The sequence below is a fragment of the Abyssibacter sp. genome, assembly GCF_964229365.1.
In the GTDB taxonomy this organism is placed as follows: domain Bacteria; phylum Pseudomonadota; class Gammaproteobacteria; order Nevskiales; family OUC007; genus Abyssibacter.
This window is the reverse complement of record NZ_CAXRDQ010000054.1, coordinates 17716-34542: the sequence shown is the minus strand read 5'-3', so window position 1 is coordinate 34542 and position 16827 is coordinate 17716. Positions and strand designations below refer to the sequence as shown.

The window sequence follows — 16827 nt, the reverse complement described above, 5'->3', positions numbered from 1 at the left end:
GTTCAGCTCATCCCGCTGGCCTGCCATCCAGGCACCGGCCATCTGGTCAATTAGCTAGGCAGTTGACCAGCCCCGTCGCGGCAAATCATAGCCTTCGCGACGCTGGCCGACTGCCCCAGATGCCTTTCAAGCAACGCTCCGCTCCGGCGCGGGCCAAGTTGCCACCTGGGGTACGACCTTGGTCTAAGGCCTTGGCGATTTCGACTAAAGGCCAATAGACGGCCTGGCCGGCTCGACAAATGATCGCCGACACACAAAAAGGAGGAGACCACCCCATGTCCGCTTTGCGACCTCGTATCCCCTGCCTGGTTTTCGGCTCGGCCCTGTTGCTGAGCAGCACCGCTGTGCTCGGCCAGCAGGCGACGCCCGTTCAGTCCGGTCAGTACCTCAGTCCAGATCAGCAACCCGCGCAAAAGGCACCGCCACATCGCAGCCTGCAAGTCGGCAGCACCACGGTATCCATCAAGGGCTATATCAAGCTGGATGCGATGATCACCGACTATGAGGCACGCCCGGCCGCTTCTCTGGAACCGCTCGGACGCGACTACTACGTTGGCCCGCGCGGTGTGCCGCTGGATGATGGCTCGGGCGGCGTCACCCTGTACGACATGCATGCCAAGCAAACCCGGCTGATCGTCGGCACGGCGACGGCGCTGGACAACGGCCAGACCATCAAGACGCATCTGGAAGTCGATTTCCAGAACAGCGACGCCGGCAACGAGTCCATCAGCAACTCCTATCAACCGCGTTTGCGACAGGCCTACTTCACCTATGGCAACTGGCTGTTTGGTCAGGCCTGGTCAACCTTCCAGAATGTCGGTGCCCTGCCGGAAACCCTGGATTTCATCGGCCCGACCGAAAGCACGGTGTTCATCCGTCAGCCGATGGTTCGTTACACCGCCGGCGCGTTCCAGATCGCGCTGGAGAACCCGGAAAGCCGCATTGCTGGCGATGGGACCACCGATGACAATTCGCTGCCCGACATTGCACTGCGCTGGAACGTCGGGCCGCTGGTCATCGCCGGCTTGCTGCGCTCCATCGAATCACAGGACCCGGGTGGTGTGGATGATTCTGTCGTCGGCGGTGGTGTCAGCGTATCGGGCAAGTTCGCGGTCGGTCGGGATGACATCAAGTTCATGGCGACCACCGGCACCGGCCTGGGCCGGTATCTCGGCGTGCTGGCCAACTTTGACGCCGAAGTCGACGGCAACGGCGATCTGGAAGCCATCGACAGTACGGCTGCGTTTCTGGCATATCGACACTTCTGGACCAGCAAGACTCGCAGCTCGCTGGTGTACGGCTTTTTCGACGGTGATGGCGATGTCGAATCGGCCTCGTCCATCCATGTGAATCTATTGCATTCGCTGACCAGTTCGCTGACAACCGGCATTGAGTTGATGCATGCGGAGCGCGAGATGGCGACCGGCGCGGAAGGCGCGATGGATCGCCTGCAATTCTCGGCTAAATATGCGTTCTAAGGCCAAAGTCGAATAGGCTATACGCCATCTTCACTGTCCAATAGAGACAGCACGCAGACGCACCGGGCAATGTCCCGGTGCGTCTGCGATACGAATCCGAGAACAAGCGCAGGAGACAAGCCGTGTCAGATCAAGCCCTCTACCCCGTACCGGACAGCTGGACCGGTAACGCCCTCATCGACGAAGCCCGCTACGAGGCCGAATATGCGGCCTCGATTGAGGATAACGAGGCGTACTGGGCCAAGCAGGCCGAGCGCATTGACTGGCTGCGCGCACCGACCAAGATCAAGGATGTGAACTTCGGCCCCGGCGACGTACATATTCGGTGGTACGAAGACGGCCAGCTCAATGTCTGCGCCAACTGCGTCGACCGACACCTGGAGAATCGCGGAGACCAGACCGCGATCATCTGGGAAGGCGATTCACCGGACGAACACCAGGAAATCACCTACCGCGAACTCCATGCCCAGGTCAGCCGCTTGGGCAATGTGCTGAAGACCATGGGCGTCAACAAGGGCGATGTGGTCACGCTGTACATGCCGATGATCCCTGAGGCGGCCTACGCCATGCTCGCCTGCGCGCGCATCGGTGCAGTGCACTCGGTGGTGTTTGCCGGCTTTTCACCCGACGCACTGGCCGGCCGGATCGAAGATGGCCAGTCGCGCTTCGTGATCACGGCCGACGAGGGCTATCGCGGTGGCAAGACCATCGCCCTCAAGAAGAATGTCGACGCCGCCCTACAGCGTCCGGGCGCCCAGCATGTGGACAAGGTGCTGGTCGTGCGCCGCACCGGCGGTGATGTGCAGTGGTCGGATCGTGACCTCTGGTACCACGAGGCCATGGGCACCGTTTCCGCAGACTGCCCACCGGAGCCGATGAATGCCGAGGACCCCTTGTTCATTCTCTATACCTCCGGCTCCACCGGTCGGCCAAAGGGTGTGCTGCATACCTCGGGCGGCTACATCGTCTACGCCTCACTGACCCACCAGTACGTTTTCGACTACCACGATGGTGATCGCTACTGGTGCGCCGCGGATGTCGGCTGGGTCACCGGACACACGTACATCGTCTATGGCCCGCTCGCGAACGGGGCCATCACGACCATGTTTGAGGGCGTGCCCACCTATCCGGATGCGTCGCGGCTGTGGCAGGTCGTGGACAAGCATCAGCTGAATTCGGTTTACACCGCGCCCACTGCCATTCGTGCGCTTATGCGCGAAGGCAACGATCCGGTCAGCCGCACCTCCCGCAGCAGCTTACGGCTGCTGGGCAGCGTCGGCGAGCCGATCAACCCGGAAGCCTGGGAGTGGTATCACAAGGTGGTCGGCGAGGAACGCTGCCCCATCGTGGACACCTGGTGGCAGACCGAGACAGGCGGCATTCTGATCACTCCCCTGCCTGGTGCGCGGGGCCTGAAGCCCGGCTCGGCCACCAAGCCCTTCTTCGGCATCCAGCCCGCTCTGGTCGATGAACAGGGCAATCTCAAGCAAGGCGCGGCCGAGGGCAATCTGGTGATCCTGGATTCCTGGCCAGGCCAGATGCGCACGGTGTATGGCGATCATGAACGGTTCGTCCAGACCTATTTTTCGACCTATCCGGGCCGTTATTTCACCGGCGACGGCGCTCGGCGCGATGCCGATGGCGACTACTGGATCACGGGGCGCGTCGATGATGTGCTCAATATATCCGGGCATCGGCTGGGCACGGCCGAAATCGAGTCAGCCCTGGTGGCGCACGAAGCGGTGGCCGAAGCGGCCGTCGTCGGTTACCCCCACGAGGTCAAGGGCCAAGGCATCTATGTGTATGTCACCACATCGGCTGGCGTGGACGAAACCGATGCGCTGGCCGCCGAACTCAAGCAATGGGTTCGTAAGGAAATCGGCCCCATTGCCACACCCGATGTGCTGCAATGGGCGCCGGGGCTGCCGAAGACCCGATCCGGCAAGATCATGCGCCGCATTCTGCGCAAGATTGCCGAGAACAGCTTCGACAACCTGGGCGATACATCCACGTTGGCGGACCCCGAGGTCGTCGACCATCTAATCCAGGGACACAAGGCCCTCGCGGCCTGAGCGCTGATGCCCGACCGCGCATCCAGCATGGCCGGCCACGCGGTGATCGTCGCCGACGACCACCCTCTGTTCCGCTCCGCATTGCGAGGAGCCGTGGAGCAGGCGCTGCCGGATGCGCAGGTCACCGAGGCTGACTCAGCGCAAGCCGTACAGGCGGCGGTGAGGATGGTGCCGGACGCCGACCTTTGCACGCTGGATTTGCGCATGCCGGGCGCTTACGGATTCTCCACCCTGGCCTTTCTCCGCGGGAACCACCCGAGCCTGCCCGTAGTGATCGTGTCTGCGGTGACCGACCCCAGCGTGATCCGGCGCGCCGAAACGCTCGGCGCCGTGGGTTACATCCCGAAGTCGGCGCCACCCCAGGTGATCGCCCAGTCAATCCAGCGTGTATTGGCCGGCGACACGGCGTTCCCGGACACCGGGGCCAACCCGACGCTGTCTCCGGCCGAAACCGCAGATCAGGCTCTGGCCGAACGTATCGCGAGCCTGACGCCGCAACAATTTCGGGTCCTCACCCTGCTGGCCGACGGTCTGCTGAACAAGCAAATCGCCTATGAGATGAACGTCACCGAGGCCACCATCAAGGCCCATGTCACCGCGATTCTGCGCAAGCTCAAGGTCAGCAACCGGACCGCCGCAGTGATCGCCGCGCGCAAGCTGGATGTCGACGACACCGAGGCCGGGCTCGACGGTGCGCAACCGCAAATGACCGCACCGTAATGCCGACGCAGCCGATTCACCCCGGGGAGTGACGGCGCCGGCGGCTTGATACCGCCAGCGAATCACGATGCCTGCTGCGTGAGCTGCCCCGCCTGCCGGATCGCACCGCGCAAGGTCGCAGGTTTCACTGGCTTGTGCAGTAGTACCATCCCGGCGCCAACCGCGGCCTGACGTACCTCGTTGGTCCGATCTGCCGTGATCAGAATCGCCGGCACAGGTTGCCGCCAAGCCTGCTGAAGTCGTTCCAGCACCTCGGTGCCTAGAACCCCGTCGTCCAGCCGATAGTCGATAATCGCCAAGTCAGGCGGGTCCGCACAAACCGCGAGAGCGCTGTCAATCGAAGCAGCGCAGCGGGTCTGCGCGCCCCAGCCCCGCAGCAGTAATGACAGGCCATCAAGCACCCCGGGGTCGTTATCCACGCAGAGAATGCGGGCACCCGATAAAGCATCCTGCCGATCTCCATCCGGCGTGGCCGACGTGATCGCCGGTGAGGCTTCGCCCCTCGGCAGATTGATCCAGAAACATGAACCGCGGCCGATCACCGAATCCAGACCGATCGTGTGGCCAAGCAACCGAGCCATGCGTTGCACGATGGCGAGGCCCAGCCCCAGGCCCTTGCCCGCCTGTGCGTCGGCGATTGGCAGGCGCTGGAACTCCAGGTAGATGTCGTCCCGCCGGTCCAGCGGAATGCCGGGGCCAGTGTCATACACCACGACCCGCACTTGGCCTGCGACACGGCGTGTACCGACCAGCACGGCACCATCACTGGTATAGCGCAATGCGTTCGACAGGTAGTTCTGGACGATGCGCCGTAGGTGCAATCGTTCCGTGCGCACGTGCACCGAAGCGATCCGCTCACGAAGCTCGATGCCGCGCGCCCGTGCGATCGGGCGGCATTCTTCGATCAACGGAAGCAGTTCATCGCGCAGGTTCACCGTCTCGTGCCGCACGGGGACACGACGCGCGTCCAGTCGATTGATCTCCGACAAGTCGCTGAGCACAGCTTCAGCACCGTCCAGTGCGGACGCAATCCGCTCCGCTGTGGTCCGGACCTCCTCATCGTGGGCCCGCTCGATCAAAGAGGACGCGAACAGGCGAGCGGCGCTGATGGGCTGCATCAAATCGTGGCTGGCCGCCGCGAGGAACTGGGTCTTGCTGCGGTTCGCCCGTTCGGCGGCTTGCTTTGCCTGACGCAGTGCCCGCGTGCGCTCCAGCACAGTGGCTTCCAGATTTTCGTTGGCAGCCTGCAATTCGCGCTGTACCCGTTTGTGGTCGGTGATGTCGGCAAAGCTGGTGACATAGCCGCCGCCCGGCAGGCGCTTGCCTTGCATTTCAATGACGGTGCCATCCGGTCGCGTCCGCTCGTAGCGATGTGCGGTGCCGGCACGGACATGCTCCAGGCGTTTCTGCACGTGGTCATCCGCCAGTCCCGGCCCGCAAAGTCCGCGCTGCGCGTTGTATCGGATCACGTCGGCCAGCGGCCGCCCGACCGTGATCAGACCGGGCGGATACTGGAACAGGTCCAGGTATCGCTGATTCCATGCCGCGATACGCAGGTCATTGTCGATCACGCTGACACCATGGTTGACGTTATCCAGCGTGGCCCGCAACAGCCGCCGGCTAAGGCGCAGGTCTTCCCGGGTACCGTCGAGAATGGTCGCGACCTCCTCGATCGATAGCTCGATGTCCTGCAGGGCGCTGTCGAGCACCATCCTCGCGGAGGTGGTGCCCACGGCACCAGCCAGCTGGCGCTCGGCAGCCTCCAACAATTCCGGCGATGCCCGCCCCATTGGCAACAGCTGATGGCCGGTCGCCACCTCAACCTGTCGCACAACCTGGGACGTTCTCATATCTCCGACGAAGCGATCGAGCAGGAACAGCACGTCCTGCACGCGCGCATGCGCGCCGGCGCTTGCGCTGGGTGTCAGCGAAAGGTCACGGCGGCAGAACTTGTTGGCCTGTGCCTGTTCCACCACCGATCGGCGGCTGAGCAGCGACACCAGGACCACGAGGGTGAGGTTCAGCGACAGCGAAACCCAGGTCGCCACCGTGACCAAGCCCCATCCCAATGTTTCGGGAATGCTGCCCGGTAGTACTGCAGCGGGCACCATCATCGGCAGCGCCAGCCACAACGCCCAGACGCAAAATCCCGCTGAGATGCCGGCGATGGCACCGCGCGCCGATGTCCCACGCCAGGCCAGACCCAGTAGGAACGCCGGCGCAAGCTGAGCGACGGCCACGAACGCCAGCAAGCCCAGCCCGGCGAGGTTCCGGGTGTCGGCCGCGAGCAGGTGAAACCCGTATGCGCCCAGAATGACGAGCGCGATCACACTGCGGCGCACGTTCAGAATCACCGCGTCCAGTCGCCGCGTGCGCGCATCCCGGCCGGAACGCAGCAACCAGGGCAGCACCCACTCGTTGCTGATCATGATGCTCATCGCCAGCGCCGAGACGATGACCATGCCGGTGGCTGCGGCCACACCGCCCAGGTAGGCGAGCAAGGCCAGGCCGTTCTCACCAAAGGCCAGTGGCAGCATCAGGACATAGCGGTCCGGGTCGAAGCCCTGTGCCGCCAGTCGATTGTCACCGGCGATCGAGATCGGCAACACGCTGATACTCAGCAGCAGCAGGTAAAGTGGAAAGAGCCACCGCGCCGTCCGCATGCCCCGGTCGGTCGAATGCTCGACCATGGCGATGTGAAACTGCCTGGGCAGCAACACGATCGCGAATGCAGACAGCAGCGTGTACGTCCAGAAGTCCGTCCCGAACGAGGTGTGGCTGAGCGCATGCCCGCCCTCGACATCCGTCAGCTCGCTCCACAGCCCGCTCGGCCCGCCAACGACTTCATGCAAGGCAAACCACGCGACGGCGAGCAAGGCGACCAGTTTCAGTACGGACTCCAGCGCGACAACCCGTACGACGCCGGGGTGCTTCTCACCGCGGCTCAGATGGCGTGCACCGAAGATCAGCGAGAACACCAGCATCACGGCGGCGATGCCAAACGCTGTTTCCAGCCCCCCTGCCGTGGTCGTCGGCGCCAGGATCTGGAACGTCGATTCGACCGCCCGCAACTGCAGCGCGATGTACGGCAACGTGGCACAAAGGCAGAGGCCGGTCGCCAACGCGCCCAGCGCGGAGCTATGACCGAAACGCGCCGCCAGAAAATCGGCAATCGAGGTGAGGTTGTTACCGTGGCTGATCTCGGCGATCCGGCGGATCAGCTTCCAGCCAAGCAGATAGACCAGCGCCGGCCCGAGGTAAATCGGCAGATAAAGCCAGCCGTTCACGCTGGCCGAACCGACCGCCCCGAAAAAAGTCCAGGTGGTGCAGTAAACCGCCAGTGACAGCGCCTGAACACTGGCCTGGAACCGCCCGTCGCCGCCCGCACGCCGATCACCATGCCAGGCCACGGCGAACAGCAGCGCCATATAGGCCGCTAGCGTAAGCCCGATCAATGGTCCGTTCATGCCGCGGTCTCCCCCGCCCAGATATCCCCGTTGGTGGCGGACACACCAAGCGGGCTATGAGCCCACATTCGACCAAAGTCTTGGTCGCTGTCAAGGCGAACAAGTCAGCCGACAAATACGACTTATTTATTTGATTTATATAAAGAAGCTGGATCCGCTTCGGCCGGATACGTCCAGTTGCTACGACTAAAGTCGAGCTAGGACGGCCACGTCCGACTTCATACAGTCGACCGGGTTCCGATGACGCGCGTGTCGCCCACCGGACCAACAAGATCAAAGACTGGAGGAGTCAACCGTGAACAACGCGCCCAATCCGGGTGCCGCCGCCTACTGGAAAGAGAATGTCCGACTGCTGACGATCCTGCTGATCGTCTGGTTCGTCGCTTCCTACGGTGCCGGCATCCTGCTCGTCGACCTGCTCAACCAAATCCCGCTCGGGGGCTACAAGCTCGGGTTCTTCTTCGCCCAGCAGGGCTCCATCTACATCTTCGTCGCGCTGATCTTTGTGTATGTCCACAAGATGAATCAGCTCGATCGCAAGTACGACGTTCACGAGGAGTAGGCTTCGATGGATACACAAACCTGGATTTACCTGGTCGTCGGCCTGACCTTCGCGCTGTACATTGGTATCGCGATCTGGGCACGCGCCGGCTCGACGCAGGATTTCTACGTCGCCGGCGGCGGCGTCAACCCGATCTCCAACGGCATGGCCACGGCAGCGGACTGGATGAGCGCCGCCTCGTTCATCTCCATGGCCGGACTCATCGCGTTTCTGGGCTACAACGCCTCGCCCTACCTGATGGGGTGGACTGGCGGCTACGTGCTGCTGGCCCTGTTGCTGGCACCGTATCTCCGCAAGTTCGGGAAATTCACCGTCCCCGAGTTCATCGGCGACCGGTTCTATTCCAAGACCGCACGAATGGTGGCCGTGCTGTGCCTGATCGTCGCCTCGATCACCTACGTCATCGGACAGATGAAGGGCGTGGGCGTGGCCTTTGGCCGGTTCCTGGAAGTGGAGTTTGAAACGGGCGTGATGATCGGCATGGCGATCGTCTTCTTCTACGCCGTGCTCGGCGGCATGAAAGGCATCACCTATACGCAGATCGCGCAGTACTGCGTACTGATCTTCGCCTACACCGTTCCGGCAATCTTCATCAGTTTTCAGCTCACCGGTGTCCCGCTTCCACAGCTGGGTCTGGGTGCCAATATGGCCGATGGCACGCCGATTCTGGACAAGCTCGATCAGGTGGTGACGGATCTTGGCTTCGCCTCGTTCACCGATCCTGACGGCAGCATGATGAACATCTTCCTGCTCACCATGTCGCTGATGATCGGCACCGCGGGCCTGCCCCACGTGATCATCCGCTTCTTCACCGTGCGCAAGGTGTCCGACGCGCGCCTCTCGGCCGGCTGGGCGTTGGTCTTCATCGCCATTTTGTACACGACGGCACCGGCGGTCGGCGGCATGGCGCGGCTGAACCTGATGGAAACCATTCAGACCGGCCCCGTGGGCGCACCCGAGGCCAACCTCGAGTACGAAAACCGACCGGAGTGGTTCCGGAACTGGGAGAAAACCGGATTGCTCGCGTTCGAGGACAAGAATGGCGATGGCCGCATCCAGTACTACAACGATGCGAATCCAGAATTCGCGGCACAGGCAGCCACATGGGGCTGGCAAGGCAATGAAATGGTCACGGTCGACCGCGACATCATGGTGCTGGCCAATCCGGAAATCGCACAGTTGCCCGGCTGGGTGATCGCTCTGGTCGCTGCAGGCGGACTTGCCGCCGCATTGTCCACCGCAGCCGGGTTGCTGCTGGCGATCTCGTCTGCGATATCGCACGACCTGCTGAAAGGCATGTTAATGCCGCACATCGACGAGAAACAGGAACTGCGAGCCGGCCGAATCGCCATGGCAGGCGCCGTGCTGGTGGCCGGCTACATGGGCATGAATCCACCCGGATTCGCCGCCCAGGTCGTGGCGCTCGCCTTCGGGTTGGCGGCCTCGTCGATCTTCCCGGCGTTGATGATGGGCATCTTCAGCAAGCGTGTGAACAAAGCGGGCGCTATCGCGGGCATGCTGACCGGCTTGTTCAGCACCATCATCTACATCTTCGTGTTCAAGGGCTGGTTCTTCGTCCCCGATACCAACTGGTTCCCGAACACCGCGGAGTACTGGTTGTTCGGTATCCAGCCAGAGTCCTTCGGTGCCATCGGCGCCTTGCTGAACTTCGCGGTCGCCTTTGGCGTGTCGAAGGTCACCAAGGAACCGCCCGCGCATATTCAGGAACTCGTGGAAAGCGTTCGCATCCCCCGTGGAGCCGGTCTACCGACCGGACACTAGCCTCTCCGGCACCTAACTCCTTCGGAGAGCGCTGGCCCCGCCCCTGTGGCGGGGCTTTTTTGTGAGCTGTCCTTATTCCAAATGCGATCTGTCCTACACAATCAACCTGCCCCACGTGGAATAATCACCCCTTCATCCGCCCGGAATCTCTCGCATGTCGATCGAGGCATGGATTGCTATTGCCGTCACCGTAGGCACGCTGGCTACTTTGCTGCTGGTCAGCCTGCCCCCCTATCTCGTCATGATGGGTTCGCTGACGATTCTTTCGGTGACCGGCGTTCTGACCGGGACCGAGGCCTTCGCGGGTTTTGGCAACACAGGGTTGATGACGGTTGCCGTGATGTTCGTCGTCGCCGGCGGCATCACCTCCACCGGCGGTGTGCATTGGCTGGTGCAGAACGTGCTCGGCAGCCCGACCAACATCCGCTCGGCGATTTTTCGGGTGTACGCGCCCGTGGCTGCGCTCAGCGGCTTTCTGAATAACACGCCGGTTGTCGCGACCATGATTCCAGCCATCACCAGCTGGTGCCGCCGCATTGATGCCGCGCCGTCCCGGTTGATGATTCCATTGAGTTATTCCGCCATCCTCGGCGGCACGCTGACGATGATCGGTACCAGCACCAACCTGGTCGTCAACGGCCAGTACGCGGATCTGACCGGGGAACCCGAATTCGGCCTGTTTGCGATCACCATCGTCGGCCTGCCTGTGGCCCTGGTCGGCGGCCTGCTGATCGTCTTTGTGCTGCCCAGGATTCTCCCCGACCGACGGTCCCCCACAGCCAGCGAATCGCTGCGGGAATTCACTGTCGAGGTCGCCGTTGATGCCAGCGGACCACTGGTGGGCAAGACGATCGAGCAGGCAGGACTGCGCAATCTGCGGACCTTGTTTCTGGTGGAGATCGGTCGTCAGGGCTCCGTGCTAACGGCCGTATCCGGCGAAGAGCCACTGGCGGGGAACGACCGACTCGTGTTCGCGGGCGACCCCGATGCCATCCAGGACCTGCTGGCGGTCCGCGGCCTGGTGCCGTCGATCGGCGCCAAGCAGCAGCCGACGATTCTGGAGAGCCGGCCCGAGCGCCGGCTGGTCGAAGCGGTGGTCTCCCCCAACTGCGAGGCGGTCGGCCGCACCTTGCGTGACTCCCAGTTCCGCGAGCGTTATGGCGCGGTGGTGCTGGCCGTCTCGCGTAACGGCCAACGCATCAAGGGTGGACTGGGGAGCATTCGTATCGAAGCCGGTGACACTCTGTTGATGGAAGCCCGCCCCGGCTTCGTCAACAAGCTGCACAACAGCCGTGATTTCCTGTTGATCAATGACCTCGACGTCGATCGGCCTCGCCATGACAAGGCCTGGCTGGCCTGGTCGATGCTGGCCGCCGCAGTCACGGCCGCCGCCACCGGGTGGCTCAGCATTCTCGATGCCGGTCTGCTGGCCGCCGCCGGCATGCTGCTGACCCGCTGCATGACGCCGGCTCAGGCGCTGCGCACCGTCGACCTGCCCGTGCTGATCACGATCGGCGCATCACTCGGTCTGGGCACGGCGCTGGCCACCAGTGGTGCCGCCGCGGCCCTGGCGCATCAGGTCGTGCTGTTCTCTGGGGACAACCCCGTGCTGTTGCTGATTCTGATTTACATCACCGTGCAGCTATTGACGGAAATGATTACCAACAACGGCGCCGCAGTGATCATGGTGCCGATTGCGCTGAGCATCACTAGCGAGTTGGGCCTGGCCACCGAACCCTATATGTTCGCGGTGATGATGGCGGCCTCTGCCAGTTTCGCGACTCCGCTGGGTTACCAGACGAACCTGATGGTTTACGGGCCGGGCCGGTATCAGTTCACCGACTTTCTCAAAGCCGGCATCCCGATGAACATCGCCGTGGGAATCACCACGATACTCACGATCGTGCTGACCTTCGATCTCAGAGCCTGACCGCCACCCAATTTGCCATGAAACGAACGATTTTCGGCATCAAGCAATGCGACACAGTTCGCCGCGCGCTCAAGGATCTGCAGCAAGCAGGCATCGAGCACCGGTTCCACGATTTTCGGGTCGACGGGCTGGACAGGTCCACGGTCCGGGCCTGGGTCGATGCGCTCGGTCTGGACACCGTGCTCAACCGCCGAGGGACCACGTGGCGGCAGGTGAGCGATCAGCTCCCCGACAACGCGGATGACGATGCCCTGATCGACCTGATCGTCGCCCACCCCACCCTGGTCAAGCGACCGGTGTTCGATCGCGGCGACCAATACCGCATTGGCTACCCGGCGAAGAGCGCCGAGGCGACACTGAACTGGCTTGCCGCGGCTGGCTGAACAAGGAAAACAGTCATGGAATACCTGCACACGATGGTCCGCGTCTCCGATCTCGACGCATCGCTACGCTTCTATTGCGATGCGCTAGGCATGGAAGAGATGAACCGTTACGACAGCGAGCAAGGCCGCTTCACGCTGATCTTTCTTGCCGCCCCCGGCGACAAGGCACGCGCCGCGGACCGCAAGAGCCCGCTGATCGAACTGACGTACAACTGGGACCCCGAAGACTACGACGGCGGCCGCAACTTCGGTCATCTGGCGTTCCGTGTCGACAATATCTATGCCGCCTGTGAACGTTTGCAAGCCGCCGGGGTGACGATCAATCGCCCGCCCCGCGATGGCCACATGGCGTTTGTTCGGTCGCCAGACCTCATCTCCGTCGAGCTGCTACAGCGAGGCGACGCACTGCCCCCGGAAGAACCCTGGGCATCCATGGAGAATACGGGGGCCTGGTAGCACTCATCGCGATCACGTTGGACAGCCCCGCAGCCGCCACCTATTGTCTGTACTGCTACAAGTTCAGGTTCTTGGCAGGTTCTTGATACAGGACGCGCAGAGTGGGCTTTTCCTTCCATGCAGACGCCGATTGCAATCGGATTCTGAATTTCATCAATCGTGATTGCCATGACCTCATCGAGGGCGTGTCACGCCGCTTGGTGGACTATCACTGGTCATTGGCGGGCGGTGACGAGACTCGCCTGAACGTCGCGTACCAGACCCTGGTGAGCGATGGCCTGATCGTGACCACCGGCGAGCACTGCAGACTGACGGCCTCCGGCTATCGCGTAGTGCTGGATCCGGAGTGCGCGGAGGTCGAGGTCGATACCCCCATCGAGGTCTTTCGGCGCAGTGGCCCGCTCACCGAGTACGCCTTGCGCACGCTGATTATCGACGTGCTGCACCGCAATCGGGGCCGCTCGGTCAAGCTCGACGAGCTCACCGAGGAATGGGCCATTTCCGGCCTGCGCGCGGGCGAACTGCGTGACGCGCTCGACTTGCTGTTCCGCGATCAACTCGCGAGCTTCGCGGGGTTGCGTCGGCGCTCCGTCGCGCTGACCAGCGATGGTGTCGCCTACCAGGGCGGCCGCGCTGCTCCGGCCGAGCTCGTCAACATGGCGCCGGAACTCGAGGCGGAAGATCTCAAAGCCCGCAGTGTCGATTCCCGCACGCTATGCCTGTTAGCGGCCTATGCCGCCGGCGATGCAGCCGAATCCCGCAGCGTGAGCTTCGGCGAGATCAGCTACCGCTTGGAGCGGATGAAGATTCCGGGCTTTCGAGTGTTCCACGCCATCGAGCTGGCCCATCGGCTCGGTCACCTCGACTACGATGCCGATACCCGGACGGTCCATCTGAGCAACTCCGGTAAGAAACTCTATCGAGCCGCCAATGGCCGCGCGGTACAGTGGGCCATCGGTCAAGCCGTGCTGGAATCCTGAGGCCTGGCATGAGCGCCGAAACATTGCTCCAGCTGATCGCCCGTCATATCTCCAGCGTCCGCGAAGGTGCCGACGCGGTGGTCGTCCACTATGCATGGCGGCGAGCTGGCGGCGATGACGCGTCCTTTGCCAGCGGCATCGGTGAACTCCATGGGAGCCAATGCCTCGAGATCATCAGTGACAGCCAGTCCTATCTACGCCTGACCGGCCTCGGTTACGAACAGCTGCCGCCAGCGGCAAACGATGAAGACGACGCTGCCGACGAAGAGTCACCACGCCGGCCCGCCCGGCTGTCACCTGTGCAGATGGAGGCGCTGGTCATCGACATCTTCCAGCTCGCCGCCCGCGCTGGCGACACCGGGTTGACCGCCACAGCGCTGGCCGCGATCTGGAAGATTGAATGTCAGCGCGCTGCCGATCTACGCGGCGTGCTCGACAGCATGCTCAGCAACCGCAGCCTGCGCGTCGAACGGGGGCAGCGCACGGTGTTCTTCAGGAACTGAGCGCCGCTCCTGTGGTGCGCGACACCGCGTCCAACAACTGACGACGAAACCAGCGGCTGGCCGGATCGCCGTCCACGTTGCGGTGCCAGTAGAGGTACCCATCGAGCGGCGTCATGTCCACCGGAGCCGCGAGAACCTGGTTGCCCAGACCCGCATTGGCGACGCGGGCGTAATTTTCCGGCATCGTCAGAATCAGGTTGGTCTGGCTGACCACCCGACAGGCTGCAAAATAATGCTGGCAGCGCATGCGAATACGCCGACTCTGGCCTAGCTGCGCCAGGCTCACGTCTTCCATGCCGCCACCGGAGCGCCGCACGGTCGCCAGCACGTGGTCCTGGCGCAGATAGCTCGCCAGATCGATCTGGCCGTGAATATCAGGATGGTCACGCCGAGCGACCACAACGAACCGGTCCAGCACAATTCTTTGTCGGTTCACGCTGTCGGGCAGCGGCAGGAGGATGTCGATCGCGGCATCCAGCTCACCGCTGTCCAGATCAGCCGCCAGCGATCGCCGGTTGGTCTGGACGGCGTCCAGATCGACCAGGGGCGCCGACGCCGAGATACCTTGCATCAACGGTGGCAGCAACACCGATTCCAGCACGTCCCGCACACCCAGACGAAAACGCCGCGGTGTGGTCGCCGGATCGAACTGGTCCACCTCATGCAGCATGATCTCGATGCTGCGCAGCGAGCGCTTTAACGGACGGATCAGGTTCCGCGCCATGGGCGTCGGCACCATCGTCCGCCCTTCCCGCACAAACAGCGGATCGCTGAAGTGATCTCGCAGCCGGTTGAGCGCATGGGTCACCGCCGGCTGGGTGACGTGCAAACGGCGCGCGGCCGCGGTGATTCCACCCTCGGTGTAAATGGCGTCGAGCACGACGAGAAGATTGAGATCCAGTTGGCGAACGTTCATTTGTATTCGTGGCGCTTATGGATGGGGATAGAAAACATTCATTGGTTTGATCGTAACCGCCACTCTATGCTTCGGCCACCGTTTGTTAGCGTCACAGGAAGTGCATGGCCCAGCTGCTGCTCGTTCGACATGGTCAGGCGTCTTTCGGCGCGTCGGATTACGACAAGCTCTCCGATCTCGGCGTCGAACAATCCCGTGCGCTCGGCCAGTTCTGGGCCCGATGTGATTTGCCCATCGACAATATGATCGCCGGCAGCATGCGGCGGCACCGCGAGACAGCGGAAGCGGTTTGCGAGGCCCTGCCCGACGCCCCGCCCTTGCAGATCGATGCCGGATTCAACGAGTACGACTTTCAGGACGTGATGCTGCGGTACCGTCCCGACTTCGCGGAGGGCGGCGTCATGCGCCGCCTCGTCGCCGAAAAATCCAACCCCAAGCAGGCCTTTCAGGAGCTGTTCAGCCGCGCCACCGCGCGCTGGATGAACGGCGAAAGCGACGATGAATACGAGGAATGCTGGCCAGTTTTCCGCGACCGTGTGGTGGCGGCCCTGCAACGCATCCTGGACGACGATTCCAAGCGCCTGACCGCCGTATTCACCTCCGGGGGCCCCATTGGCACGGCGATCCAGTGGGTGTTGGGCCTGGACAATCTGCAAATGCAGTCATTGAACTGGGTGATCGCCAACAGCAGCGTCACCGCGGTCCTGTACCGCCCGGGCCAGGTCAGCCTCAGCTACTTCAACAATTTTGCACACCTGCAGCAGACAGGTGACCGCTCGTTCATTTCCTATCGATAGGAGACCCCATGAGTCCCAACGAATTGTTCGACCTTTCCGGCCGCGTGGCCGTCGTCACCGGTGCCAGCCGCGGCATTGGTGAATCCATTGCCCGAACCCTGGCCGGGGCCGGCGCCCATGTCGTGGTCTCCAGCCGCAAGATCGATGGCTGCGAAGCCGTGGCGGCATCCATTCGTGACGCGGGCGGCAGCGCCGAGGCACTCACCTGCCATATCGGCGACATGGGCCAGATCGAAGCGTTCTGGAAAACCATTGCCGAACAGCATGGCAAGGTCGATGTGCTGGTCAACAACGCCGCCGCCAACCCCTACTTCGGCCCCACGGTGGACACACCGGTGGATGCCTTCGAGAAGACCGTGGACGTCAACATCCGTGGCTATTTCTACATGACGGCACGGGCCGCGAAGATGATGGCCGCCCAGGGCGGCGGCAGCGTGATCAACGTGGCATCGGTCAATGGCAAAAACCCCGGGCCACTGCAGGGGATCTACTCCATCACCAAGGCCGCGGTCATCAGCATGACCCAGTCCTTCGCCAAGGAGATGGGCGACGCCAAGGTCCGCGTCAACGCCCTGCTGCCAGGCATCACCGACACCAAGTTCGCGTCGGCGCTGGTTCACAACGACGACATGCAAAAGCTGCTGATGCCGCATGTACCGCTGCGCCGCGTCGCACAGCCGGAAGAGATGGCGGGCGCCGTGCTCTATCTGGCATCCGATGCCTCCAGCTACTGCACCGGCGCGGCGTTGAACGTCGACGGCGGCTACCTGATCGGTTAGGC

At 62.9% G+C, this 16827-nt stretch carries 14 protein-coding genes; 12 read left to right on the top strand and 2 right to left on the bottom strand.

The genetic code is table 11. The features are described 5' to 3' along the window. The first annotated feature begins 275 nt into the window (after positions 1 to 275). The 3 genes from ACE1EY_RS09000 (at position 276) to ACE1EY_RS08990 (ending at position 4270) form a co-directional block, all read left to right on the top strand. The gene (locus ACE1EY_RS09000) at positions 276 to 1478 is read left to right on the top strand and encodes a DcaP family trimeric outer membrane transporter (RefSeq protein ID WP_291513997.1); all 1203 of its coding nucleotides are present in this window, start codon (positions 276 to 278) and stop codon (positions 1476 to 1478) included. Between the two features lie 122 nt (positions 1479 to 1600). Then, a complete protein-coding gene (acs, locus tag ACE1EY_RS08995; protein ID WP_370299988.1) occupies positions 1601 to 3550 on the top strand; it encodes an acetate--CoA ligase in 1950 nt (649 codons plus the stop codon). Positions 3551 to 3556: 6 nt separating this feature from the next. Beyond that, positions 3557 to 4270, top strand: coding sequence for a response regulator (locus ACE1EY_RS08990; protein ID WP_370299987.1), 714 nt, complete (start codon positions 3557 to 3559; stop codon positions 4268 to 4270). 62 nt (positions 4271 to 4332) lie between these two features. On the opposite strand, the gene ACE1EY_RS08985 is transcribed toward ACE1EY_RS08990, so the two are convergent. After that, positions 4333 to 7737 (bottom strand): PAS-domain containing protein, encoded by a 3405-nt coding sequence (locus tag ACE1EY_RS08985; protein ID WP_370299986.1) that lies wholly within the window; start codon positions 7735 to 7737, stop codon positions 4333 to 4335. Between the two features lie 295 nt (positions 7738 to 8032). Between ACE1EY_RS08985 and ACE1EY_RS08980 the strand changes: the two genes are divergently transcribed. The 7 genes from ACE1EY_RS08980 to ACE1EY_RS08950 all read left to right on the top strand — a co-directional run bounded on the left by ACE1EY_RS08980 (position 8033) and on the right by ACE1EY_RS08950 (position 14333). Beyond that, a complete protein-coding gene (locus tag ACE1EY_RS08980) occupies positions 8033 to 8299 on the top strand; it encodes a DUF4212 domain-containing protein (protein WP_291513993.1) in 267 nt (88 codons plus the stop codon). Between the two features lie 6 nt (positions 8300 to 8305). Then, positions 8306 to 10081 (top strand): sodium:solute symporter family protein, encoded by a 1776-nt coding sequence (locus ACE1EY_RS08975; RefSeq protein ID WP_291513992.1) that lies wholly within the window; start codon positions 8306 to 8308, stop codon positions 10079 to 10081. Between the two features lie 154 nt (positions 10082 to 10235). Next, the gene (locus tag ACE1EY_RS08970) at positions 10236 to 12011 is read left to right on the top strand and encodes an SLC13 family permease (RefSeq protein WP_291513991.1); all 1776 of its coding nucleotides are present in this window, start codon (positions 10236 to 10238) and stop codon (positions 12009 to 12011) included. A 17-nt stretch (positions 12012 to 12028) separates the two neighbouring features. Continuing rightward, positions 12029 to 12394, top strand: a complete 366-nt coding sequence (locus ACE1EY_RS08965; RefSeq protein ID WP_291513990.1) for an ArsC/Spx/MgsR family protein — start codon at positions 12029 to 12031, stop codon at positions 12392 to 12394. Positions 12395 to 12409: 15 nt separating this feature from the next. Further along, positions 12410 to 12850 carry a VOC family protein gene (locus tag ACE1EY_RS08960; RefSeq protein ID WP_291513989.1) on the top strand — a complete coding sequence of 147 codons (441 nt, stop codon included), beginning with the start codon at positions 12410 to 12412 and terminating at the stop codon, positions 12848 to 12850. Positions 12851 to 12951: 101 nt separating this feature from the next. Continuing rightward, positions 12952 to 13830: a hypothetical protein gene (locus tag ACE1EY_RS08955; protein ID WP_291513988.1), complete on the top strand. Its 879-nt coding sequence runs from the start codon at positions 12952 to 12954 to the stop codon at positions 13828 to 13830. A gap of 8 nt (positions 13831 to 13838) precedes the next feature. Further along, entirely contained in the window at positions 13839 to 14333 is a 495-nt protein-coding gene (locus ACE1EY_RS08950) for a hypothetical protein (protein WP_291513987.1), read from the top strand. On the opposite strand, the gene ACE1EY_RS08945 is transcribed toward ACE1EY_RS08950, so the two are convergent. Continuing rightward, positions 14323 to 15249: a LysR family transcriptional regulator gene (locus ACE1EY_RS08945; protein ID WP_291513986.1), complete on the bottom strand. Its 927-nt coding sequence runs from the start codon at positions 15247 to 15249 to the stop codon at positions 14323 to 14325. The genes ACE1EY_RS08950 and ACE1EY_RS08945 overlap by 11 nt on opposite strands. A 104-nt stretch (positions 15250 to 15353) precedes the next feature. On the opposite strand from ACE1EY_RS08945, the gene ACE1EY_RS08940 reads away from it, so the two are divergent. Beyond that, entirely contained in the window at positions 15354 to 16046 is a 693-nt protein-coding gene (locus ACE1EY_RS08940; protein ID WP_291513985.1) for a histidine phosphatase family protein, read from the top strand. Positions 16047 to 16054: 8 nt separating this feature from the next. Continuing rightward, a complete protein-coding gene (locus ACE1EY_RS08935; RefSeq protein WP_291513984.1) occupies positions 16055 to 16825 on the top strand; it encodes an SDR family oxidoreductase in 771 nt (256 codons plus the stop codon). The last annotated feature ends 2 nt before the right edge of the window (positions 16826 to 16827 follow it).

Coding starts and splice junctions, on each gene's coding strand:
- ACE1EY_RS09000 (WP_291513997.1), top strand. CDS start 276: ATGTCCGCTTTGCGACCTCGTATCCCCTGCCTGGTTTTCGGCTCGGCC.
- ACE1EY_RS08990 (WP_370299987.1), top strand. CDS start 3,557: ATGCCCGACCGCGCATCCAGCATGGCCGGCCACGCGGTGATCGTCGCC.
- ACE1EY_RS08985 (WP_370299986.1), bottom strand. CDS start 7,737: ATGAACGGACCATTGATCGGGCTTACGCTAGCGGCCTATATGGCGCTG.
- ACE1EY_RS08975 (WP_291513992.1), top strand. CDS start 8,306: ATGGATACACAAACCTGGATTTACCTGGTCGTCGGCCTGACCTTCGCG.
- ACE1EY_RS08970 (WP_291513991.1), top strand. CDS start 10,236: ATGTCGATCGAGGCATGGATTGCTATTGCCGTCACCGTAGGCACGCTG.
- ACE1EY_RS08965 (WP_291513990.1), top strand. CDS start 12,029: ATGAAACGAACGATTTTCGGCATCAAGCAATGCGACACAGTTCGCCGC.
- ACE1EY_RS08960 (WP_291513989.1), top strand. CDS start 12,410: ATGGAATACCTGCACACGATGGTCCGCGTCTCCGATCTCGACGCATCG.
- ACE1EY_RS08950 (WP_291513987.1), top strand. CDS start 13,839: ATGAGCGCCGAAACATTGCTCCAGCTGATCGCCCGTCATATCTCCAGC.
- ACE1EY_RS08945 (WP_291513986.1), bottom strand. CDS start 15,249: ATGAACGTTCGCCAACTGGATCTCAATCTTCTCGTCGTGCTCGACGCC.
- ACE1EY_RS08940 (WP_291513985.1), top strand. CDS start 15,354: ATGGCCCAGCTGCTGCTCGTTCGACATGGTCAGGCGTCTTTCGGCGCG.
- ACE1EY_RS08935 (WP_291513984.1), top strand. CDS start 16,055: ATGAGTCCCAACGAATTGTTCGACCTTTCCGGCCGCGTGGCCGTCGTC.